Annotated in this window: 22 protein-coding genes; 8 read left to right on the forward strand and 14 right to left on the reverse strand. The window is 38.9% G+C overall.

The window, feature by feature from the left end:
• Positions 1–21: 21 nt before the first annotated feature.
• Entirely contained in the window at positions 22–1,203 is a 1,182-nt protein-coding gene (locus V2145_RS14425; protein ID WP_131887407.1) for an amidase, read from the reverse strand.
• A gap of 192 nt (positions 1,204–1,395) precedes the next feature.
• Between V2145_RS14425 and V2145_RS14430 the strand changes: the two genes are divergently transcribed.
• The 3 genes from V2145_RS14430 (at position 1,396) to V2145_RS14440 (ending at position 4,370) form a co-directional block, all read left to right on the forward strand.
• Positions 1,396–2,106 (forward strand): M50 family metallopeptidase, encoded by a 711-nt coding sequence (locus V2145_RS14430; RefSeq protein ID WP_330987935.1) that lies wholly within the window; start codon positions 1,396–1,398, stop codon positions 2,104–2,106.
• A 507-nt stretch (positions 2,107–2,613) separates the two neighbouring features.
• Positions 2,614–3,867 carry a L,D-transpeptidase family protein gene (locus tag V2145_RS14435; RefSeq protein WP_094912388.1) on the forward strand — a complete coding sequence of 418 codons (1,254 nt, stop codon included), beginning with the start codon at positions 2,614–2,616 and terminating at the stop codon, positions 3,865–3,867.
• Positions 3,868–4,181: 314 nt separating this feature from the next.
• Complete coding sequence (locus tag V2145_RS14440; RefSeq protein WP_094912387.1) at positions 4,182–4,370, forward strand: hypothetical protein; 189 nt, start codon at positions 4,182–4,184, stop codon at positions 4,368–4,370.
• A gap of 30 nt (positions 4,371–4,400) precedes the next feature.
• Here the strand turns inward: V2145_RS14440 and V2145_RS14445 are convergent, their stop codons facing one another.
• Together V2145_RS14445 and V2145_RS14450 are read right to left on the reverse strand one after the other, a co-directional pair.
• Complete coding sequence (locus tag V2145_RS14445) at positions 4,401–5,303, reverse strand: NAD(P)/FAD-dependent oxidoreductase (RefSeq protein ID WP_094912386.1); 903 nt, start codon at positions 5,301–5,303, stop codon at positions 4,401–4,403.
• A 100-nt stretch (positions 5,304–5,403) separates the two neighbouring features.
• Positions 5,404–7,290, reverse strand: a complete 1,887-nt coding sequence (locus tag V2145_RS14450; RefSeq protein ID WP_330987936.1) for a hypothetical protein — start codon at positions 7,288–7,290, stop codon at positions 5,404–5,406.
• A 140-nt stretch (positions 7,291–7,430) separates the two neighbouring features.
• Here V2145_RS14450 and V2145_RS14455 point away from each other — a divergent pair, with 140 nt between their 5' ends.
• Entirely contained in the window at positions 7,431–8,024 is a 594-nt protein-coding gene (locus tag V2145_RS14455) for a YdbC family protein (protein WP_094912384.1), read from the forward strand.
• 33 nt (positions 8,025–8,057) lie between these two features.
• Here the strand turns inward: V2145_RS14455 and rpiA are convergent, their stop codons facing one another.
• Both rpiA and cls read right to left on the reverse strand, forming a co-directional pair.
• A complete protein-coding gene (gene rpiA, locus V2145_RS14460; protein WP_094912383.1) occupies positions 8,058–8,726 on the reverse strand; it encodes a ribose-5-phosphate isomerase RpiA in 669 nt (222 codons plus the stop codon).
• A 15-nt stretch (positions 8,727–8,741) separates the two neighbouring features.
• Entirely contained in the window at positions 8,742–10,250 is a 1,509-nt protein-coding gene (gene cls / locus V2145_RS14465; RefSeq protein ID WP_094912382.1) for a cardiolipin synthase, read from the reverse strand.
• Positions 10,251–11,200: 950 nt separating this feature from the next.
• Here cls and V2145_RS14475 point away from each other — a divergent pair.
• Positions 11,201–11,695 (forward strand): NUDIX hydrolase, encoded by a 495-nt coding sequence (locus V2145_RS14475; RefSeq protein WP_094912379.1) that lies wholly within the window; start codon positions 11,201–11,203, stop codon positions 11,693–11,695.
• Between the two features lie 55 nt (positions 11,696–11,750).
• Positions 11,751–12,860, forward strand: a complete 1,110-nt coding sequence (locus V2145_RS14480; protein WP_094912377.1) for an AI-2E family transporter — start codon at positions 11,751–11,753, stop codon at positions 12,858–12,860.
• A gap of 31 nt (positions 12,861–12,891) precedes the next feature.
• Here the strand turns inward: V2145_RS14480 and V2145_RS14485 are convergent, their stop codons facing one another.
• From V2145_RS14485 to V2145_RS14495, 3 genes are all read right to left on the reverse strand, one after another.
• Entirely contained in the window at positions 12,892–13,575 is a 684-nt protein-coding gene (locus tag V2145_RS14485) for a haloacid dehalogenase type II (RefSeq protein ID WP_286175317.1), read from the reverse strand.
• 108 nt (positions 13,576–13,683) lie between these two features.
• Positions 13,684–14,157 (reverse strand): hypothetical protein, encoded by a 474-nt coding sequence (locus V2145_RS14490; protein ID WP_330987937.1) that lies wholly within the window; start codon positions 14,155–14,157, stop codon positions 13,684–13,686.
• A gap of 342 nt (positions 14,158–14,499) precedes the next feature.
• Complete coding sequence (locus V2145_RS14495; protein ID WP_165932531.1) at positions 14,500–14,667, reverse strand: hypothetical protein; 168 nt, start codon at positions 14,665–14,667, stop codon at positions 14,500–14,502.
• A 160-nt stretch (positions 14,668–14,827) separates the two neighbouring features.
• Here V2145_RS14495 and V2145_RS14500 point away from each other — a divergent pair, with 160 nt between their 5' ends.
• Positions 14,828–15,289, forward strand: a complete 462-nt coding sequence (locus V2145_RS14500; protein ID WP_330987938.1) for a staygreen family protein — start codon at positions 14,828–14,830, stop codon at positions 15,287–15,289.
• 14 nt (positions 15,290–15,303) lie between these two features.
• On the opposite strand, the gene V2145_RS14505 is transcribed toward V2145_RS14500, so the two are convergent.
• From V2145_RS14505 to pgsB, 6 genes are all read right to left on the reverse strand, one after another.
• On the reverse strand, positions 15,304–16,863 hold the full coding sequence (locus V2145_RS14505; RefSeq protein ID WP_330987939.1) for a gamma-glutamyltransferase family protein: 1,560 nt from the start codon (positions 16,861–16,863) through the stop codon (positions 15,304–15,306).
• Between the two features lie 91 nt (positions 16,864–16,954).
• On the reverse strand, positions 16,955–17,152 hold the full coding sequence (locus V2145_RS14510; protein ID WP_094912369.1) for a CapE family protein: 198 nt from the start codon (positions 17,150–17,152) through the stop codon (positions 16,955–16,957).
• 16 nt (positions 17,153–17,168) lie between these two features.
• Positions 17,169–18,734 carry a gamma-glutamyltransferase family protein gene (locus V2145_RS14515; protein WP_330987940.1) on the reverse strand — a complete coding sequence of 522 codons (1,566 nt, stop codon included), beginning with the start codon at positions 18,732–18,734 and terminating at the stop codon, positions 17,169–17,171.
• Between the two features lie 21 nt (positions 18,735–18,755).
• Positions 18,756–19,985: a CapA family protein gene (locus tag V2145_RS14520; RefSeq protein WP_330987941.1), complete on the reverse strand. Its 1,230-nt coding sequence runs from the start codon at positions 19,983–19,985 to the stop codon at positions 18,756–18,758.
• Between the two features lie 32 nt (positions 19,986–20,017).
• Positions 20,018–20,467, reverse strand: a complete 450-nt coding sequence (pgsC, locus tag V2145_RS14525) for a poly-gamma-glutamate biosynthesis protein PgsC (RefSeq protein WP_094912366.1) — start codon at positions 20,465–20,467, stop codon at positions 20,018–20,020.
• Between the two features lie 16 nt (positions 20,468–20,483).
• On the reverse strand, positions 20,484–21,665 hold the full coding sequence (pgsB, locus tag V2145_RS14530) for a poly-gamma-glutamate synthase PgsB (protein ID WP_094912365.1): 1,182 nt from the start codon (positions 21,663–21,665) through the stop codon (positions 20,484–20,486).
• A 688-nt stretch (positions 21,666–22,353) separates the two neighbouring features.
• Here pgsB and V2145_RS14535 point away from each other — a divergent pair.
• Positions 22,354–23,016, forward strand: a complete 663-nt coding sequence (locus V2145_RS14535) for a hypothetical protein (protein WP_131887414.1) — start codon at positions 22,354–22,356, stop codon at positions 23,014–23,016.
• The last annotated feature ends 45 nt before the right edge of the window (positions 23,017–23,061 follow it).

A 23,061-nucleotide genomic window follows, 5' to 3' on the forward strand; every position in this document is an offset into this window, starting at 1 on the left:
ATTTTTTATCATTTTTATATTTTATTCTTTCAAGGTGACTCTTTCTTTACTTCCCATCCATGCTTGCACCCATGTTAATAATTGCTGGTCTTGATTTCTTCCTGCGATAACGGATAAACCAACAGGAAGCTGATTAACATAACCAGCTGGAATCGTAAGCTGTGGTAACCCTGCTAAACCAGCTAAGCATGTCATCTGCAGCGTATGTAGCCTTCGATTTTGAAGTTCTGGACCGACTGCATTCTTTACAGGGGCTACTCCTGGAGCTGTTGGTAGTACTAAGATTGTTTTCTCATCTAAAAGATGAGTAAGCTCTTTGGTAATCGTTTCACGAACTTGTTTAGCATCTGACATCTCTTCGTCTTTTAGTGTACTAGCCCATTCAAAACGTTCGGCTACATCAGGACCAAATGTAGGGTTAAATCGTTTAATCCATTCTCCGTGAGCGCGCCAAACTTCAATTCCCTGCAGCATACGAAATGCTTCCATGCACTCACTTAGCTTATAAGAAAGCTGTATGTTCTCGTAGCCAACAGGATGATCTTGTAATAATGCCTTCACGTTCTTACCTGCTTCTTCATCTGCTAGTTCAAACAAGTTGCTTACTCCAACAATGTTCTCAAAAGAAGGTTCATGAGCTTGAGACACAAATAAAGCGGATGCAACATCAACCATCGTGTTTATATCTTTTGCCATAAATCCAATCGTATCAAAGCTAGGTGCTAACGGTATTAATCCTTCAACCGATAGTCTCCCGTGCGTCGGCCTAAATCCGTAAATACCGCAATAGCTCGCTGGAATTCGTATTGAACCACCTGTATCCGTTCCAACTGCAAAATCGACGAGACCAGCAGCTACTGCCACCGCTGAACCGCTTGATGACCCCCCTGGAATTCGGTTGTGATTAATTGGATGAAGAGGCGTTCCATAATGAAAATTTTCACCATTTAATCCATACATTAGTTCATCCGTATGCGTTACGCCCGTCAGCTTAGCACCTGAAGCTAGCAAACTTGTAACGACTTCAGCATGATTACTTGCTGGTTCATGAGTACGTAACCAATAAGGATTTCCCGCACTAGCCGTATGTCCTTTTACATCAAAAACATCTTTTAAAGCAAATGTTTTTCCACTTAACAATCCGGCGTTCATCGGCTCTACGATTATTTCTTTATTAAGAAATGCATTCCATTTATCGTTCATCATCACCGCTCCCTTTTCGCTTATGTCTCCTTTAAGCGTAATAACTTGCAGGATGATTGGTCAACGAATGTGTAATAACTTCTAACAAACGTTTAAAGACTGTAAAGATAATAATTTAAAATTGCTCTTTCTGTTTTAAACAGGGTAAAGTAATAGTAGTTTTTGATTTTATACGCAAAGGAATAGAATACTATGTCACAACACACCATTTTGTATGCGTTTATTGTTCTTGCCATTGTTTTAACGAGAGGCATTCCGTTAGCCGGCCGGCAAATGCACGGTCTTAACCAAGGCCTCACACATATAGGACGTTATTTTTCCAATTTAAATACGCTTTTGCATGAGGATGGACATGCTCTTATGGGGATGATTTTCGGAAAAGGTGTAAAGCGAATTGAGCTATACACAAACACAGAAGGAGTAGCAATTACGTCCACCTATGCTGGTGCTCGCGGCTGGCTTCCCCGCGTTATCATTGCACTGGCCGGTTACCCTTTCAGTTCAGCTATGACTTATTTATTCTTCTACCTGCTTGTACAACATCGCTACGACCTACTGTTTTATGGATTAGGAGGCATTTTGTTATTTAACCTTCTTTTCTTAGTAAGAAACCGTTACGGAATACTTTGGCTTATTTCTATCCTTGCCATTTTAGGAGGCGTTTACTACCTAAACTCACCCACTCTCATTATGTATAGCATGATGTTTGTTGGAGCTATTTTGTTGGTTGAGTCTGTTTTATCAGCAGCTGTTATTTTTGTATTAAGTGTCAAGCAACCTTATCATGCTGGTGATGCAACCAGCTTAAAAGAACTCACGATGGTTTCAAGTCGAATTTGGGGACTTTTATTTTTCGTTCAAGCTTTGTACATAGCTTATTTAAGCGTTACGCTATTACACTAGAGCAGCACCGATACTTGGTGCTGCTCTTACTATTAATACAAAGGAAAAAAACCTCCCTCTTTTCCTTTTTAGACTTTCTGTCAACTCCCCCTGTCGAACGCTTGTCAAAAAACGACGTTAAAAATCTAGTTATTTTGACATACACACAAGAAAAAGATGTCGAAAATAGTAGGTTCATACAGAGAATTAGAGATAGATACTTCCTCCTATTTTGTCTATATCTGGTATAATAATAGTTATTAAAAACTATTATAGTTTAGAGTTTTTTATGAAAGGACGTGATTACCTACACAAATATATTAGGCCATTCTACTCCTAGAAATGGAGTGAACGTGATCCATAAACATTCGTTTCCTATACTCCTCACTTTATACACTTACGTTCATTCTCGTACTATTTTTACGCAAGGTATCATCTAGATATTGAAAAAGCAAGCGCTATCTTTTTTGAATCATTTGCAGTTGTCAACACGTGTAAACGACCAAAAAATAAAAGGGGGATGGTCAGTTGGCAAAGAAAAAAACAAAGGTAAGTGTCTTATTTTTAGCGATAATTTTAGTAATGGGAACTCTTTTCTTCAGCGCAAATAAAACAGAAGCTGCAGGAAGTACAACTCACTTCATTGTCATCAACAAAGCAAACAATCAATTAGCTTATTATAAGAACAATAAGCTCGTTCGTACCTTTTCAGTTGCGACTGGGCGTACGAATTCACTTACACCTGAGGGTAAGTTTCGTATTGTTAATAAGATTGTAAATCGTCCTTATTATACGGGTAAAATACCGGGAGGAGATCCGCGAAATCCATTGGGTAATCGCTGGATGGGAATTAACGCTCGCGGTACAAACGGTACAACGTATGCTATTCACGGTAACAATAATCCTAGTTCCATTGGAAAGTACATAAGCAGCGGATGCGTTCGTATGTACGATAACGAAGTGGAATGGTTATTTAGTCAAGTAACAGTAGGAACTCCAGTTGTGATTACCAATTCTTCAAAATCATTTGACGCGATTGCGGCCGCTAATGGATACAAAGTATCTAACAGCAGCCAGCCTTCTCAACCGACAGTTAGTGGTCTTAAAAAAGGAAGTCGCGGTAATGAAGTTCGCTCTCTTCAGCAAAAGCTCACTTCTCTTGGTTATGATACAAAAGGGGTAGATGGAGTATTTGGTAACAATACAGATACGGCTTTAAGAAGATTCCAAAAAGATCGCGGTTTATCTGTAAACGGCGTGGTTGACTCAGCTACTCAAAAAGCGCTAAATGGAGCAAAACCAGGTGTCAAACCGCCAGCAACAAGCACTGGTTTAAAGAAAGGAAGCCGTGGTAACGAAGTGCGTGCTCTTCAACAAAAGCTTACCTCTCTTGGCTTTAGTACAAAAGGAATTGACGGCATTTTTGGTAACAATACGGATGCTGCTTTGCGTCAGTTTCAAAAAGCTCGCGGACTATCTGTCACTGGAGTCGTTGATGCGGCTACACAAAAAGCACTAAACGGAACAACAGCTAGCAAGCCTTCTTCACCCAGCAAAGGCCCTAGTTTAACATCAGGGCCAACTTTAAAGCTTGGTAGCAAAGGAGATGCTGTAAAAGCTCTACAACAAAAACTTACTTCTCTTGGCTTTAATACAAACGGCGTAGATGGCATGTTTGGTTCTAATACAAGCGCTGCTGTTAAAAAGTTTCAAAGCGCAAACGGCTTAGCTGCTGATGGCATTGTTGGTCCAAACACATATAAAGCTCTTTCTTCTAAATAATACGATTAATTAAAGCAGAGTCTTTACAGGCTCTGCTTTTTCATGGTCTCTATGTATAAACCTTTATTGTGACTAGCATAATACAAGTGAATGTGAAAGTTTACAAGCGCTACTCACCTCACGTAACAAAGAGATTGTTTATCGCCTGCAAAACCTTAACATACTCTTATTTTCAATAGTGAAAAAAGACACAAGGATTTACGAAACAAGTCGAAACTGTCTATGATTGAGTTCTTTTTCTAACGCTTAATTTTAACAATTTCTTTGAATGTCTGCACCGAACGCTGGCGAACTTTCAAAAAGGAGAAGAAACAATGGAGAATTTACGAAAAAGCTTAGGTTTAAACACGATGCTTGTCATTATTTCTTTAAGTATTCCACTCATTTTAATGCAAATTTATGTATCACCCTTAATCGGTTGGACACTGCTTATCTTTAGTCCTATCGGAACGATTATCGGGGCAGTAAATCTGTTTAAGCACCATATCTATACAAGCCAATAACAACCTCTTAAAAAAAGAAGGTTGTTATTTTTATGTTAGCAAACGTTTATGAATCCAAATCGCTGCTTGGACTCCTTCCCCCATGGCTACTGCTGCTTGCTCAGAATGAGCAACTAAATCTCCAGCTGCCCATACGTTTTCCACATTTGTCTCTTTGGTTCGATGATTCGTTAATACATGGTTATTCTCTGTCGTATACACACCCAGCTGTTCTGCTAGATGACTTCGCACCTTATTGCCACCCAACGCTAGAAAACAATGATTGGCATGAATTATTTCACCGCTTTGCAATTCTATCCCTTTAAACTGACTTTTCCCTTCAACCAACACTTTTTTAATTTGTTCATTTTTATACGTTAACTTTTGCTCCTGGAGTTTTCGCTTTGTCTTAGTAGGCAAGACCTTCATTTCTTCGTCAACATAGACAATATCTTTTGTCCAATGAGTCAATGTACAAGCAAGGCTAGCTCCCGCTTCGCCTCTACCAATTATAATGACTCGACTGTCTTTTACTTCATAGCCATCGCAGTCCGGACAAATATACACGCTAATGCCAAGGCAACCAATCAGCTCTGGAAAGCTTGGCAAGTGATCTTTAATACCTGTTGCTAATAAAACCGTTTTACATTGATAACGCTCATCAGCCTTTGTGGTTAAAGCAATAGCTTTTTCGTGCTTAGCTGCCGATATTACGCGGTCAGTTACAAACTGTACGTTGTAGCACATAGCTTGCTTCTTCCCGCGGTCTCTTAGTTCTTCTCCACTTACACCTTCTGGCCACCCCAATAAATTATGATACCTGTTACATAGATTTGAACGACCGTCATTGGAATCAATCACTAAAGTTTTGTGGCAGTATCTCCCAAGCTGAATCGCTGCTTGGAGACCAGCAATTCCGCCTCCAATAATAATGCAATCATAATAGTTTTCCAATGCTATTTGCCCACCTTAAAAGTTTTTTTACCAGTAGTAATATGTACGTTTTCAGTACAAATTATGAACGCACGAAAAAAGCAGCCTTAATCAGCTGCTTTTAATGAATGAAAATTCCTCCATGACTTTCCACCACGTGCTTCACCACATAATATAAACCACGCTCAAACTCTTTGTTCATTTTTGTTTGGAGTAACTTTTTCACGCAGTACTCTCTTTCTTCACCTTTTGTACGCTGAATTGCTGCCCATTCCTTCCCCTCTCTATTTACTCCCTCTTCTAAAACGTATGCTTGAATCGCTAAGAAAAGAGAATTCGCTATGGCTTGGAACGTACGCTGACGATCGGTCGCTGAATGATAAGATGTAGACCACCCTGAAGGCTCAGTCACAAATCCATAGTAAAGCTCAGTCGCTAGCTGACTCGTCAACTCTTCAGGAAATACTTTATCGTCCTGTTGCAGAAGGTGCGAATACAAATGACTAATAGCCTTCGTTATGATTGGAGGAGCCAATATACTAAGATAAATGGGGTTAAGCTCTGCACCAACTTGTTTTGGAGTGCTGCTCACCTGGTTGATGCAAACCATTTTTGACAGCTGATGATCGTCTTCATCACTTCGATTTAAATAGGAGGCGATATCTACACGTACAGCCGTGAGGTAATAAGAAAGCTGGGTAGCAACAGCTTGTTCTTCTCGCTGAATACACGCTTGAATTGCTGCAGATAAACAATGCTTTTTCGCTCGTTCTTCAGCGTATCTTTCACCTTGCAAACGTTCAGCATGAGTAAAAATCATCTGCAGCTTATATCCATATCCATATGAAATTAGCCGTTTTAACTTATCAATCTCTATTTCACGTGAAGCATCATGAGTATATATAATATGATCCGCTTCTTTCACTTGATCATGAAGACTGGTTCCTCTTCTACTATCTTGAATTACAATAAGCTGTTCTTTTACTGAAGGAATAGTAGCATGGATAGACGTAATAAGAGGATAGCAGCTCGCTCCATCTGCTTTTTCCGCTTCTGTCGTCAAGCGATGTAAGGCCGTAAAGTAATGAGCCCGACTTTCCGTTGAAATGAATGCAAACTTAGGCCAATCATCAATTCCATATGACCAAGTAAAATCACATTTTTCTTTAAATGACCTTTCAATACATGTTAAGAGCGTTTCAATTAGCTGCCGGTACTCCGTTTTTTGTAAAAACAGCTGTTCAAAATCCTCTGTTACTTCCGTACTTTCTTCTAAAACGGTATTTGTGAGACTTTTAATGGATTCAACATACTGAAAGATTCGCTTTGTGCTCTTTGCAGTGGAAGATTGTTCTGTAAAATAGCGAGGACTATAAGGAACCTCTCCAAATAAAGCTTCAAAGTGTAACTCAGGATTCCCATGCACAAGTGCAACTGCAAGATCATAGTCCGTTCCTCCACTCGCATAAACCAAAGCACTTTCAATTACCGTCTTTTCAAGGGTTTCATATACTTGCTGGCGTGACAGAAATGACACTTTTGCTTCATAAGTGGCGCTATGCGTCATTTCATAAACCGTATCGTAACTTGCTTTCCGAAAACGAATTGGAAATTTTTCGCGCGCAGGGTGAATACCAAAAACAGCACGAACGATGGATGTTTTCCCACTTTCCGCTTCCCCGATTAGTGAAATCTGATAAGCATCCGTATCTTTGTTCACTGTTGGAGTATCTGGTTCGTCCACTTCATCATAAAATGCGTTCACCACGCGATGGTCGTAGCGTGCTTTTGCTCGCCCTTTTACGGTGCTTGTCCAATACTCTTCTATACGTAACAGTTCATTCAGTTCTTCAACAAGCACATCTACTTCCTCTTGTTCAGCACATAGATAACGTTTCACAACCGGGTATTTGTTTCCGCTTTTATCTGTTTGAAAAGGATGCTGAAACAACACACACCATCCTTTTCGGCTAACGGATGGAAAAGCTTTTGCTCGAAAAAACTTCATTCTATCTCCCCCACTCTCTATCGCAAGACCTTATAGTTGAAATGTATGGGACGATGGAAGTATGTATGTCTGTAATTTTCGGGATGAAGGCAGGATTTTTATAACAAAGAGCGAACCTTTGATAAAGAGGTGATGAGAGCATGTTGACAAAAATTATAAAAGGCAGCATACCGGTGAATAAAAAGGGGTCATTTTCCTATGCTCAACAGCATTGGGCAGCACTTGCCCATGTCGATGGTTTTATTGGACAGCTAGGGGGATGGAATGTTGAAGATGAAACAGATACGTGCATTATTGCATTATGGAAAGATGAAGACTCTTATCAAGAGTTTATGAAATATACGCACGACTCTATTTTCTACAGCAGCAACCAGGATCAAACCTATACGGCGCTTGATGTATCCATTTCAAACCCTTCACAGTTTATCGGCGGTCGCTACAATTATTATCGAAGCAGCGCAATGGAAACACGTTACTTAATGAAGACTGAAATTGAAGTGGACTTTTATGATCAAAAAGATGTAGAAATATTAGTACAAAGTTTAGTAAATCCTTCATACAGGTGCTTATCTCATATCGTTGCTCCATTAAAGCATAATGAGATAACCATTTTTACGCTTTACAGCGCAGCGTGCCCAACAAAGACGGTTGATACGCTCGTGCACCCTAACGTTTTGCAAGCCCGCCAGTACATATATAAACTAGAACAAAATTGGAACGTTCTATCTCGTTAAAGACTAAAAGCTATGGCAGATGCCATAGCTTTTTTATGGTGTTATCATACAGACTTGCTGATTACGGATTGTAATGACTCGACTAGTCAGATGATTAAACAAACCATTTTCAACTACTCCCGGCATCATATTAAGCGTTACTTCTAACTCATGAGGGCGTTTAATTTCTTGAAAGTGACAGTCAATTATATAGTTTCCATTATCCGTAATAAAAGGCGTATGGTCTTCTAACAATCGAAGACGTGGCACACATCCAAGGTCTCTTATGTGCTTAGCTGTCATTTCCCACCCAAAACGAACCACTTCAACAGGTAAAGGAAACGCCCCAAGCGTTTGAACTAGTTTCGTTGAATCTGCCACGACAATAAATTGCTCAGATGCTTTGGCAATCATCTTTTCACGTAGAAGCGCCCCACCTCCACCCTTTATAAGTGAAAACTGATTGTCTACTTCGTCTGCTCCGTCAATGGCAAGGTTAAGCTTATTAACATCTGCCAGCGTCACGAGAGGAATGCCAACTTGGCGGGCAAGCTTTTCCGTTTCTTTCGAAGTGGGTACTCCTTGTATGCGAAGGCCGCTTTTCACTCGTTCACCAAGCTTTAAAATTGTGTAATAAACGGTTGAGCCTGTTCCTAGACCAACAATCATATCGTCTTTTACAAACTCAGCAGCTTTTTCACCGACGGCTTGTTTTTCAACCATAAACGTACCTCCCCTTTATAATATTCCTGAAAATAAGCGTGCGAAGGACTCTTTTGATCGCTCCATAAGACCTCGCTTATAGAAAGCAACGGGCTTAATGAGCTCGCTGTCTTCCATATCTTCTTCAAAGTGTTTGATTAAATCTTGAATAGCTTTTGAATTCATTAAAAAAGCATTTACTTCAAAGTTTAAGTGAAAGCTTCTCATATCCATATTAGCTGTTCCCACAGAAGCAAAATCATCATCAATAATGACAATTTTTTGGTGCATAAAGCCTTTTTGATAAGAATAAATCTCAATTCCAGAACGAATTAGTTCTCCAAAGTAAGACCTTGTTGCGTACTGAGTCAGAAAACCATCATTGATTTCTGGTACCATAATCCGAACGTCAATCCCTTTTTTAGCAGCGACTTGAAGAGCCATTCGAATCGTTTCATTTGGAACTAAGTAAGGAGTTGAAATCCAAATTGATTTTGTGGCACATGCAATCATAGCATAATAGTATTCGCTCATATTCTCATGAGTATCAGGACCAGTCGCAATGATCTGTGTAAAACCATCTCCTACGACAGGAACGGTCTTTGTGTAGCGCTCTTCAATAATTAAATTTTCTCCGGAAACGTACTCCCAGTCAAATAAAAAAACTGCATGGAGAGTTTGTACGGATTCTCCTACTAGTTTTAAATGCGTATCGCGCCAAAATCCAATTTCTTTGTTTTTCCCCAAGTATTCCATGCCGATGTTTAAGCCGCCGACATAACCAACTTCACCATCAATGACAATGATTTTTCGATGATTGCGGAAGTTAAATTTTTGATTAAAAAAGCCGGCTTGAATTGGCGAAAAGGCATAGACTTTAACGCCGTTGTCTCTTAACTCTTTAACATCTGCTCCTGATAGTGAAATGCTTCCAACGGTATCATAGGTGAAGCGAACTTCGACGCCTTCTTTAGCTTTTTCAATTAGTAAGCTCATAATTTCTTTTCCAAGCTTATCAGAGTGAATCATGTAATACTCCATATGTATAAAGTGTTTTGCACTTTTTAAACTGGCGGTTATTTCAGAGAAGGTTTCCTGTCCGTTTTTTAACACTCTTGCTTTCGTACCGTTATTTACCTTTGTAAATGAAACCCGTTCCGAATACTCGGCAAATGAACGTTGATGAGGGCTTAGAGAAGACAAGTCTATCTTTGCTTCTTTTTCCTTTTCCGTCATGCGCTTCAGTGTTTCACGATTGTTCATTCTCTTTGATTTAAATAAGTAGCCTTTAAGGTAAAGCTGACCTGAATATAAATAAAAGATGTACCCCACAACAGGAAAGAAAAAGAGAACATACATCCAAAGTAGCGTACTATGAGGCGTCCGATTTTCAAGCATTAAGGAATAGATGCTGACGAAGATTAGCACCGCATATAAAGTAACTAGCGCGATTTTCCATTCTTTCGATAAATCTGTAAAGAAAAAAAGATAGGAAGATACGAGCATAAGAAATAAAAAGATAAAGTCGACTCTTCTTTTTTTCATTGTGTATTCTCCAAACTATTGATTAGTTACTCTTGTATTCCCTTTTCTGCATACGTTTAACCCTTGTAAAATCAGCATTTCCATCTGAGCATAAAAATAGTCTTACCGAGCGGTGATTTCCATGGTGATACTCTTTCAGATTGGTATGATATCCATTTCAAATTGCTCCCTTTCCGCATGGAGAGCGCTGAGCCTCCTCGTATACTGCGGGGTCTCATCTGTCTCGCTAGTCCTGCTAGAGGCTCGCATTCTTCATTCCAATCACGGGCTTTTTTATCGGGAACATTTTGATGAGGGCTGCTCTTTTCTCTAATACTTTAAAAACACTCTCTACTTGGCATATAAGGATGACACTAGATAAATATTCTGTTTTCTTACTGGTAAATAAAAGGGGGTTATTTCCTAAGTTATAGTATTATTAATTAATAGATATAGACTTTTGATTAGACTAAGGAGAGTGGACTATTAAATGTTGTGGGCTAAACCTAAATGTATATATTGTGAAAAAGAAATTAAAGAAGACGACGTTACTTATGTAAAAATGCAATATCCGAAGCGAAAAGGTTTTGCCGAAATTAAAGCATATTTAAGAAATGAAGGTACATTTATTTGTGAAGAGTGCTTTTCTAATAAATTGAAATAACCGTTATTCAACTAACTAAAACGTTGTCACACCCTACTAGATAGGTTGAAGCTTAATTCTTTTCTGTGTTAAGTAAAGTGCTTCTCTCTGCTTAGCGTGATTTCCATTTCAAATTGCTCCCTTTCTGAAGGGATCGCATTCTTCATTCCAATCAAGGGCTTCTTTATTGAGAAAACTTTTAATAAGGATTATTTGATGAAATTCCCTATACTGAGCTCGTCAGGAATCTTCTTTTTCACTAGAAAGTTAAGTTGAAACATGTGATAAAATGGGAATTATTCCATTGGAGAAAGTGGGTGAATATAGAATGGATCGATATGATCGTGCCTTTGGAGTGTATGGAATTTGCATACAAGATGAAGAGATTCTCGTAATTCGCAAAAATCGCGGACCTTATATTCATCGTTTTGATTTACCTGGTGGTCAGCTTGAGCATGGCGAGACGCTGGTGGATGCGATGCAGCGAGAATTCTTAGAAGAAACTGGCTTTAAGGTTAGTATTACGAAGCAAGCAGGTGCAGCTGATTTCCAGTACCCATGCATTTGGAAAGAGTTTACTCACGTTCACCATATTGCGGTATTTTATTACGTCATGATTAAAGGTGGAGAATTGCTACATATGCCGAGTCAATTTGAAGGACAAGATGCAGCTGAAGCACTGTGGATGCCCATTAAAAAACTGGATAAAAACAATGCTTCTCCTCTCGTCTTAAAAGCGATTGAAGCTCATTCACTTTCAGTTTGGCCCCATGACTCAGAAGTCTATAATAGCTGGGAGTTAAAGAAAACGTTTGAACAGTAATTGAATAAGGGTATGATAGTGATATTATTTGAATTGGTTATTTGGAGGTAATGAAGTGTCAAAAGCAAAAAAGTTTCAATTTTGGACGATTCAGCTTGTGCTAATTGCATTGTTCATTTACATTTGCACGAAAATTTCATTTGTATTTGAACCAATTGTTGTCTTTTTCACAACGCTCTTTTTCCCTATTTTAGTATCAGGATTTTTATATTTCTTATTTAGTCCTATTGTCTTTTTTCTTGAGAAAAAGAAAGTTCCTAAAACGGTTGGAATTCTCGTATTATATGCCATTTTCATCGGCATCATCTCGTTTGCGGTTGGAACATTGGGACCAGCTCTTTCGAAAGAAGCCAATCAGTTTGCGGACAAGCTCCCAACTTATGTAGATAAGAGTCAAGAAGCGATTAATAATTTATCAGAAACAAAAGGTTTTCAGTGGATTGTTGAGCAGGAATATGTATCAATTGAAAAAATTGAAGACTCTCTTGCAAACTTTTCATCTACGCTTACTACTGGTGTCACAAGCAGCTTATCAACAATTTTTAGCGTTCTGACTAACATCACGCTTACAATCGTCACTGTGCCTTTTATTTTATTTTATATGTTAAAAGACGGACATAGCTTACCTAAGTATATCGTTAAGCTCTTTCCACCGTCTTATCGTGACGAAGGTCTAAAGATTTTAGAGGAAACGAAAGAAACTGTTGCGACTTATATCCAAGGCCAAATGCTTGTTGCCTTGTTTGTTGGCGTATGTGCTTCCATCGGTTACTTAATTATTGGGCTACCATTTGCACTTGTACTTGGCTTAATTGGTGCCGTAACAAATATCATTCCATACTTAGGACCATTTTTTGGAGCTGCTCCAGCCGTTATTATTGGAATCTTAGACTCTCCTACAAAGGCTTTTTTAGTTATTATTGTAATGGTTATTGTTCAGCAGCTAGAAGGAAACGTTATTTCTCCTCTTATCATGGGAAGAAAGCTTAATATCCACCCGCTGACCATTATCTTACTACTCTTAGTAGCTGGAAACTTAGCAGGAATTTTAGGAATGATTTTAGCCGTGCCGTTCTATGCGGTTGTTAAGACATTGGTGCTTAATATCGTTCGCTTAATCAAGTTACGATCAAGGTCCAAAACAGATCAACAGGCCTACAGCTAGAATAAAAAAACAGGACGCGCGTCCTGTTTTTTTATTTGACTAAATTCGTTAAGTCATGAATCACGCGATTAGGCGTTAATTCACGATGCTCAGGTACTTGATGATGGCGGTTTACCCACACGGTTGAAAATCCGTAATTCTTTGCTCCAGCAATATCCCACGGATTTGATGATAGGAAAAGCACTTCGTCACGCTCTACTTCTAGCTTATTAGCTGCGTAGTGATAACTAGCCATCGCTGGCTTGAACTGTTTGATTTCATCAACAGAAATGACATCATCAAACAAAGGTGCTAACCTATGATGAGCTACAAGCGGATTAATCATGTGCTTAGGTCCGTTTGTAAAAATGGCAAGCAGATAGCCTTTTTCTTTTAAATACGCCAGTACTTGTTTCACTTCAGAATAAAGGTTTAGTCTGGAATAGGCATGAAGTAACGCTTCTTCACTTCCAGGCGTTATCCCTTCATCAACAACATCCACCGCGTAGCGTAATGATTTTTTTGTTAGTTCATAAAAATCAACATAGCGCCCCATAATTTGACTTTGCATAGCGTATTCGATTTGTTTTTGACGCCACAGCTGACTTATTTTTGTTCCTTTATCAGGATAGTATTCTTCACAGGTTTCAATGACGGTATGTACATCAAATAATGTTCCGTATGCATCAAATAAAATGGCTTTAAACTTCATTAACTGACCTCCTCCATTATTCATTGTACCCCCTCTTTAAAAAACATAACGGCGTTTCCATAAAAAAACTGCATCTCTAACTATTAAACTTTGTCTAAAAGTTAGAGATGCAGTTCAAGTTTGTGCACTTTTTTATTGATTATAATCCCATGCAATGGTCCATTCTCCCTTAGTTTTGACTGCAAACACGCATTGATTAATGGAAAAATTTCCGTATTTCCCTTTATAAATTTGAATCACTTTCATTTGATAAACATCCGTCCACTCTTCACCATCAGCCGTGATTTTCCACGTATCTAGCTTTTCTACTTCGGTAATGTCATAGGAAAATGTTTCGACACCGAAATGATTTAAAAAGACGTGTGCCCGATCTTGAATATAAGCTCCCTTCTCAAAACGAACTTTCATAGCGGGATGAAAGTACTCCCATGAATCAGAGAAGTTCCCTTTCTGCTCAAGATCATAGAATTCCTTAACAACATGCTTAGCATGATATGTAGAAGAAAAAAACGTAAATTGAAATCCCCAAGCTCCTAATGTTAGTAAGGATAACAGTCCTCCAATAATGAGCACTAGTTTTATGAATCGCCTTCGTTTGTTATACAAAAGCTCTGCTCCTTCGCCAGTTGTAGTTTAATTTTCTACTATAAAGCTTATTCATCTAAACAAGCATTTAGCACATTGAATAAACGCAGAGTAAGACGGGACTTCGTTTGATCACTGCTTTTTCTGCTTAGTGGAACTTCCATTTCAATCATGGATTTTTTTATCTGGCACCTTTTGATGAGGACTTTTCTCTCTTTGAGTAATGTAAATACCACTACCCTGCTCGGGATGATTTTTGTTCGAATTCACTTGTTTCCACCATAGCTCATTGAATAAAAAATAGTCATCGCTAACAATCATCACAGTCTAAAATAAAAAAAGACCACCTATAAGGGGTCTTTTCTATACAATCTGAAATGCCATTTGCATGGCTGCCAGAAATCCAATAAATACGAGAAACGTCACAAGACCTTCTTTCCAGTCGGGCCTGTCTCCTCGAACAAATTTTGCGATGTCGTATGAAAGCATTGCTGCTAAGAATATGGATAGAACGATATAGAATGGCTCCATCTGCCTCCCCCTTTTCCACTTTGTTTTTTAGCGCTCGTTAGTCGCCTACACTTTTATAGATTAGCTGTTTTAGATAGGTGTTGTAAAGGATAGGGTTTTGCATGACTTTTTTTCCTACTGCGGGCATACACTACTTAAAAGCATGAAAGGATGACGCAGGATGGCTACATTTAATCCTGAAGAGTTTAGCGTTACGTACCGACAAGGAGCAACTCCTACCCAACCTCTTTTAAAAAGGCGCTATACGCTGACTTATGTCTCTGAAACGGATTCCTTGTATTTAATTATCGGATCTTCATTTGCTAAAGACGTTCTCAATGAACAGCGAAACGAGCTGTTTGGAGAGTGGATTCATTACAAAGATGCAACCGCTCTTTACTTGTATGTTTTTATTGGCGATCATCATACCGATAAATCAATTCAAGCCATTCGATACGCGATTTTCAACAAAGAGATGCCGGTGCTCTTAACTGCTTTGCGATATGGAGATCATTTCTTCTTTAAGCAAGTGCACAGTTTAGATCAAGCTCCGATTTACGTTCATTATCATTCGAATTATTCCGAGTTTCATACGATTCGCTACATGCAAACCCCATCAGTCTATGAAACGATAAAAAGGTAGCGTCTGCTACCTTTTTAGCTATGCTTCCACACACCGTTTCGACGAGAGTCACCGACACCAGTGATTTTTCCACTACCAAGATCCTGCATAAGAAGCTGGACTCCTCCATAGTAGACGTCGCTTGTTTTGCTTTGTACATCAAAAGCGCTCATTCTCTCGATGACTTCTTCAGGCGTAGTCGGCTCAATATAAAGAGTTTCTTCATCAAAGATAAAACGAGGCGTTTCCACCGCTTTTTCCAATTCTTCTCCTCCTTGAAAATGGCGGGCTAATACTTGGTTTAATACCTGTGGAATACGCGTTCCTCCTGGCGTTCCTACCCCCATTATCCACTCGCCTTCCTTACGAATAATTAAAGGAGCTGTAAACGTTCGCGCTCTTTTTCCAGGCTCAGGATTATTCACGCCGATTGAACCATAGGTATCCGAATTATTGTTAAGAAAAAAGCCATCCACCTGCTTACCGAGCCCGAAAAAGTTGCTTAGCGTATTGGTTGTAGATACGGTTGTACCTTCCTTATCAATGACGACAAAATGCGTTGTACTTTCATGCTCTTGGTCAGAACTCTCCACTGCTCGTTCTTCCGAGTTGTCTAATAAGCTTTCAATATACTCATTGCTAAGGAAACGCTCTACATCCTGCGGGTAAAAAGCAGGATCACTAATCTCTTTTACTCTAGCAGCATACGCTATTTCTTTGATTTTCTTAATAGCCCCATAATCTACGTCTTGCTCGTCTATGTTAACGTTTTCTTTTTCCATCATTTTTAACATTTGAATAACGGTAATACCTGAAAATGGAGGTGGAGCGGCAATGATTTCATTTCCTTTGTATGTTGAAATAACCGGCTTCCTTTCTTCTACTTCATAATTTTGTAAGTCTTCTAACGTTATGTTTGTTTCTTCTTCTAGACGTTTAGCAATGTCCTTTTGATAAAAACCTGCGGCCCCGTTTTGTTTAATGTATGTTAACTGCTCGGCAAGCTCAGGTTGCTTTAGCTCTTCTCCTGCTTTTATGGCTTCTCCCTTTGGAAAGAAGTTCGGTAAATTGCCAGCGTCCATTCGTCCACTTGCGTAATATAACCGACTCGCTAAGAGGTCATCTACTTTAAAACCTTCCTCGGCATACTCAATAGCAGGCTCAATTAACTTTGTCATAGACGTTGTTCCATACTTTTTATTCACATATTCCATTCCTGCCACAAAGCCAGGAACTCCTGTTTTCCCTTTTAAAGAGCTTGGTGCTACTTCACGATAATCAATGAAGGTTGGCTCTTCACCTTCTTTAGCAATCAGCATACCACCACCTCCACCGATGCCCGAGCCATACGGTTCGACAACACCCAGCGCGTAAGATACAGCAATTGCTGCATCTACAGCGTTGCCTCCTTCTTTTAATACGTTCATACCTACATCAACAGCAATGGGATTGGAAGAGCTAACTCCATAAGATGAGTCACCATTGCTAAATAAAGGCGTGTTATTTTCATCGTTATTACGAACAAACCATACTGAACCCGCAATTAATACACATAAAGAAACTCCTCCTATAAGAGCTCTCCTTTTATTCCACATGCTGTTCACTTCTTTCTTTGTTGTATGTAGTATAAAAAAGGCATCGTGTATGACGATGCCTTTTTTATCATGCTAACCGGCGATGATTTACTTACTTATTTAAAGATAATGAAGGCTGCTCAGCTGTTGTTTGTTGTTCAGTTTGCTCCATCATCTTTAAGTTTTTCTCAATTTTCTGCTCTTCAATTGTTGATAAAGTTGTTGGATGCTTTAAAGCTCCTAACGTAACAACAACTCCTGCTACAATGACAACTGGAGCTACTACTCCTACAATACGTTTAACTACCATGACTATTCCTCCTCAATTATTCTGTACTTTTATCCCACAAACCATGCCTTCTTTTATCTGCACTCCCCGAAATCGTATGCTCATTCCTGTCTTGAATGAGGGCTTGTACGCCTCCGTAAAACATTGGATTATCGTTTTCTTTGACGTCATAACCATACGTTTTAAGGCGATCCTTCACATTATTTTCTGGCTCTTTCTCAGGGTAAAGTTTGTCAGAATCAAAAATGACGCGGCTTGACTGCACTGCTTTATCAATTGATTGACCACCATCAAAATAGTTGCCTAGTACCTGCGTTAATACTTGTGGAATTCGATTTCCTCCAGGTGTACCGATTCCCATTACCCACTCGTCGTCGTCACCGCGGATAATAGTAGGCGCTGTAAAGGTACGTGGTCGTTTACCTTCTTCGATTTTATTGATGCCTTCACCGAAAGTACCAAGCGTGTTATTTAAAAAGAAGCCTTCAACGTTTTTTCCACTTCCGAAGAAGTTACTTAGCGTATTAGTTGTAGAAACAACCGTTCCTTCTTTATCAATTACAACAAAATGTGTTGTACTTTCGTGTTCTTCCACATCGCTAACTTTCGTTTTTTTCGTGCGTGTTTCATTAATTTTATTGCCTAACAAATGAACGTAACGATCATCAATCCAGTCTTCAGGAGCCTGTTTAATAAAAGATGGATCAGCCACTTTATCTAATCGATCTTGATAAGTTACTTTGGAAATCTCACCTAAATAGTGATTAAATAAGCTTGGTTTCTCACCTTTTAGTTCCCAAATCTTTTCTTCATCTGCTAGCTTTAGCATTTGAATAAGCGTTACGCCTGAAAACGGTGGCGGAGCACTTATAATGCGATTACCTTTATAGTTGGTTTCTAAAGGCTTTCGCTCAATTGCTTCATAATCGCGCAAGTCTTTTTTGGAAATCTCCGTCTCATCAGCAAGCTCATCACCAATATCCCCACGATAAAAAGCAGAAGCACCTTCTTCTTTAATCGCTGTAAGGGTCTTAGCTAAATCTTTTTGCTTCAAAATTCCCCCTGCTTTAATGGCTTCTTCATTGGGATAAAACTGCTCAAGCTCATCTCCATCTAAGTTTTTTTGATAGGAAATTAACCTGTCATGAAGATCTTGATCTACTTTAAAGCCATCTCTGGCATAGGAAATGGCTGGGTTCATTAGTTCACCCATTGGTTTTGTTGCATAGTTCTGATGAATATATTCCATTCCCGCTACAAATCCTGGAACTCCTTCTTGCTCATCTTTATCTGAATTCGGAGCGACTTCGCGATAATCAATAAACGTAGAATCTCCATCGGCTGGATCAATCAGCATGCCACCGCCTCCACCGACACCAGAGCCATATGGCTCGACAACGCCTAGTGCATAGGAGATTGCAATCGCTGCATCAACAGCAGTACCACCGTTTTTCAGTACATCCATCCCAACTTTTGTTGCATAAGGATCGGACGTACTAACGGCATATTCTTTTTTAGGAAACAAAAATTGATACGCTACGACGCTAATAATGAGAGAGAAGATGATAACAGCTACAAAAAGCAATTTTCGTTTTTTCATCATCTTTCATCTCCTTTAGCTGAATTATTGTTGTGTGTATACCTCTTCTTTGTTGTTAACAGGAGCGTCTTCACTTTGATTTTGGCGTTCCTGTGATCGTTTCATTACGTGTGAGTGATCAAGCTTAATTTGGAATTTCTTATCTTCTTTTTCTAAACGACCTTCATTTGATGCATACTTTGTTAAGTCGTTGTAGATTCGCTTCATACGCCATGGGTTATCCGTTGGCGTTGGAGTACCTTCTTTAATCACCATTGGAATGACGTCTACCGTAGCTTGACCTTCTTTGTTTAGGTTATACTGAACCATTGCTGTATTTTTCGTGCTTGACCATCCTTGGTCAAAAACAAAGTTTCCTAGACTATAGAAGATAATTGAACCGTTATAAACATCAAATGATTGTAAAACGTGTGGGTGATGTCCAATAATGATATCTGCACCTGCATCAACCATCGCTTTTGCTAATCCTTGTTGACGTTCACTCGGTTCTACGTCGTACTCTGCACCCCAGTGCGCATTTACAACAACTAAATCTGCATTTTCTTTTGCTTCTTGAATCGTCTCAAAGATAACATCTGGATCTGCATCCAAGATTCCAGGGTTGTTTTTGCCTGCTTTCATTCCGGCAACATATACGTCTGTGAACCCAACAGAGGCAATCTTTACACCATCTACTTCTTTATATGAAACATGCTTTGCTTCTTCTTTATTGCGACCCGCACCAACATAGTTCATACGATTTTTTTCAAAAGATGCAAGCGTATCTTCAAGACCTTTTGTCCCGTAGTCCATCGCATGGTTATTGGCTAGGCTTAATACATCAAAGCCTGCATTTTTTACAGCTTTTAAATCTTCTTCTTCACTGTATAAGTGAATGCTTTTATCAATTTTCTCATAAGAACTTTCTTTATTTGTTAAAACTGGAGACTCATAGTTTCCACTTACATAGTCAGACTCATCAAAGAAAGGCTGAACATTGCGAAATACAAAGTCTTCTCCGTGACGGCTTGTCACTTCTTTAATATGTCGACCCATCATAATATCTCCAACCATTGTTAAGGTGATATCATCACTGGACTCTTTTTTTGCAAGATTAGGATCTTGAAGCGCATCCGAACGCTGAACCCAGCCTGCTAGTGCCAAAACAAGGATTAAAATAGGTGTAAGGATAAGTGCTTGCTTTCCGCTGCTTGGCTTTGTTTTTTTAATAAACATTAATACTTTCTCTTGAAAGTTAAGCTGTTTTTTCTTCACTGACGTTGGCCCTCCTTTCTTCTATCTTTTTATTAAAACAGGTAATAAATTTGCATTACACCAAATGTGATTCCACTTAGTAATACTGTTGTCCCAACTGTTAATGGTACACCTTGTTTTTGCATAGAGTTAGCGATTAATCCTGGTACAATAACCCCGATACCGCGTAGCTCGAATATTTCAAATGGTAGGACTGGATAGAAATAATCAAAAATAACTTTAATTGCAATTCCTGTAATCAACATTGCGGTGAACTTACGACGTCCATATAAAATAACTACTTTTGAAATACCATAAACAACAATTACATAGGTTAGTAAACTAATAACGAATACAACCACAATCATCATTGGCTGATCAAAAATCAGTGCCAAGTAACCTGGAACAATTAATCCAGCAGGCAATACACCTGTTTTTTCTGTGAAAATTAAGCTGAGCGTTATACCCAATACAAGGGCAATATATAAATCTGATCCGAACATGAAATGGCCTCCTAGATTAAACTGCTTTTTTCATCGTTTTCATTTCAATAATCGCTTCTACAAGCGGCTCTGCTGAACCGTGAATATTTCCGACACCATAGACAATGCGATCTTTTAAGTATGGTTTCATGCGCTCAAGGATTTCCTCTGTTGATGCACCTTCCATATCCCAGAACTCTTTCGTTGGTAACGTTCCTTTTGCATAAGCATCCGCTATAGGTGAGGTTGTCTGACCAATAGCAATCATCACGTCTGCTTCTATATAAGGCATTACATCCACTGCGAATTGTTCTGTACGATCCACACGGTCAGGGCGGCAGTTCATGATGACAATCGGAAGCTTAGGACTGTAGTTCATAGAATCTACGCGCTCCCAAATACGAAGTGTTGATGAAGCGTCATTGGCTGCAAATCCGTTTACTAAGAACGCTGGATTGCTTGTATCTCCAAACTTCGTAATTCTCATTGCACCTGGGTCTGGCTGAGCGTTTAGCATTCCTCTCATTGCCGTTTCTTCATCAATACCTAGTGCTTCAGCAACAGCTAAACCGATTGAAGCATTATCCGGGAATACCATGTAATCAAACTTACGTAAATACTCTTCAGAAATACGATCATTATCAGCCACGATTACTTTTGTATTTCGCTCTGCTGCAACCTTTTTGTAATACTCTAAATAAGGACCTTCAATTGTAACAAGGTGTCCATCATAAGGAATTGTTGCTAGGAAAGCTTGGGCAACTTCATCTAAAGTTGGGCCCATTACATCCATGTGATCCTCTAGTACGTTTACAATAACGCCCACTTTGGCTTGAATAAGCTGATTTTGAAATGTAATTTGATAATCTGGCTGAACGGCCATACATTCACATATAAGTGCTTCGGCTCCCATATCAGCAACTTCATTTACAACGCGTCGTTGCTCACCAATATTTGGCCCTTCTTTACGACGGATAATCGGTTCTTCTTCTGAAGTGTGCCAATAAATCATTCGTGCTTGGGTACCAGTTGTTTTCCCAACTGTTTTGTAACCTGCTTCTTTTACAATTCCTGTTATTAGACGCGTAACAGTTGATTTCCCTCGAATACCGTTAACATTTACTCGAACTGGAATTGAACGTAGTTTACGCAAATGTCTACGATACTCCCAAATGCCATAGCCTAGTAAAAATAAGCAGCATAGGACTATTAAGATCATCTCTTATCCTTCTCCTTCCAAAATAGCGCTGACCGCTGAAACAGTTAGCGTTCATCTGCGATTTCGTTTCTCTTCTCTTTGTCTAATTTCATTTTTACTTTTGGGCTCGAGCACCAAATTCAACAGGTCTAAACCTACCACTCGTACGAAGAAACGGTCAATAGCTCAAACGATACATGTTTTTTGTATTGGTTATGAAAGGTCAAGGAACTTTCATAACCCTGTTGTTTCTAAGCATTTCCTCTATACTTTGTGACCATTCGCCTAATAAAAGCCCTTTAATCCTTTATCTTTTTTTTATATTTTTTACACATCTACATTACGAAGATGCAATATCTTTAACACATGAAACATTCCTGTAACGTAAAACCCATAAAAAGATTAAAACTGAACTTAATTTTACTTTTTGCTTCATGTCTTTCTAAAGAAACTGTTAAAATACTGACTTTTCACTAAAATGAACATATTCCTATAGTCATTAAAGAAAAAGTAAAATATATAATATAATAGACTCACAAAGAGAGTAGTCAGAAAGGGTACACTAACTACCAAATTCACATACATAGACAAACTTTATAACCAGTTCTTTTTTAGGAAGATAGATGTTCTTTTTTAGGATTGGGCTTTAAATATTTTGGGTATAAAGCTCGTAGACAAATATAAATTCAATAAAAAGGGTGAATACTTAATGGTCGATACCGCGCTTTATTTTTCTTTTACTGCTTTATACATCGCCTTGTTAGGCTGGGGCTTATTTCTTTATAGGAATCGTATAAATCAATCTTTTGCATACTTTTTATTAGTCGTGACGCTGGGACTCATTTATGATAACGGTCTATTAGCAACAGGCATATTTATCGGCGAAGGATCAACTCTTGAGACGCTAAACTTATGGAGGTTTCTAGGTCATGCTTTCTTCACTCCCACTCTTGTGCTTTTTGCTTTGGGTATTGGGAGGCATGCGGAACTGCAATGGGCCAAGAAAAGCGTTACTCTTTATAGCTTTCTCCTTATTACCATTGCCTTAATTCTGTATGAACTCACAGAAATTACGCACCAAACCCTTCAACCAGTAGTAGAATACGGCGTGCTTCGTTATACACTAGTTGGTGGGAGCAGTGGACCACCAATTATGGTGTTAATCGTTACGTTTATTTTACTGCTAGTGAGCATCTCACTTTTTCGTCATACTAAATGGAGCGTGATGATGCTTGGCGTTATTTTAATGATTCTAGGAAGTGCTATGCCGCTCCCAATCGAGAGCGGTGCCGTAACGAATACATTTGAACTTATTTTTATGACAGCATTATTTATGACCATGTCAAAATTCCTTCCAAAAGAAGCAGGATAAGCCTTGCTTCTTTTTTTATAGTTTGATATAGTTTTACCTACCGAA

The sequence above is a fragment of the Priestia sp. GS2 genome (assembly GCF_036409025.1).
Classification (GTDB): domain Bacteria; phylum Bacillota; class Bacilli; order Bacillales; family Bacillaceae_H; genus Priestia; species Priestia aryabhattai_A.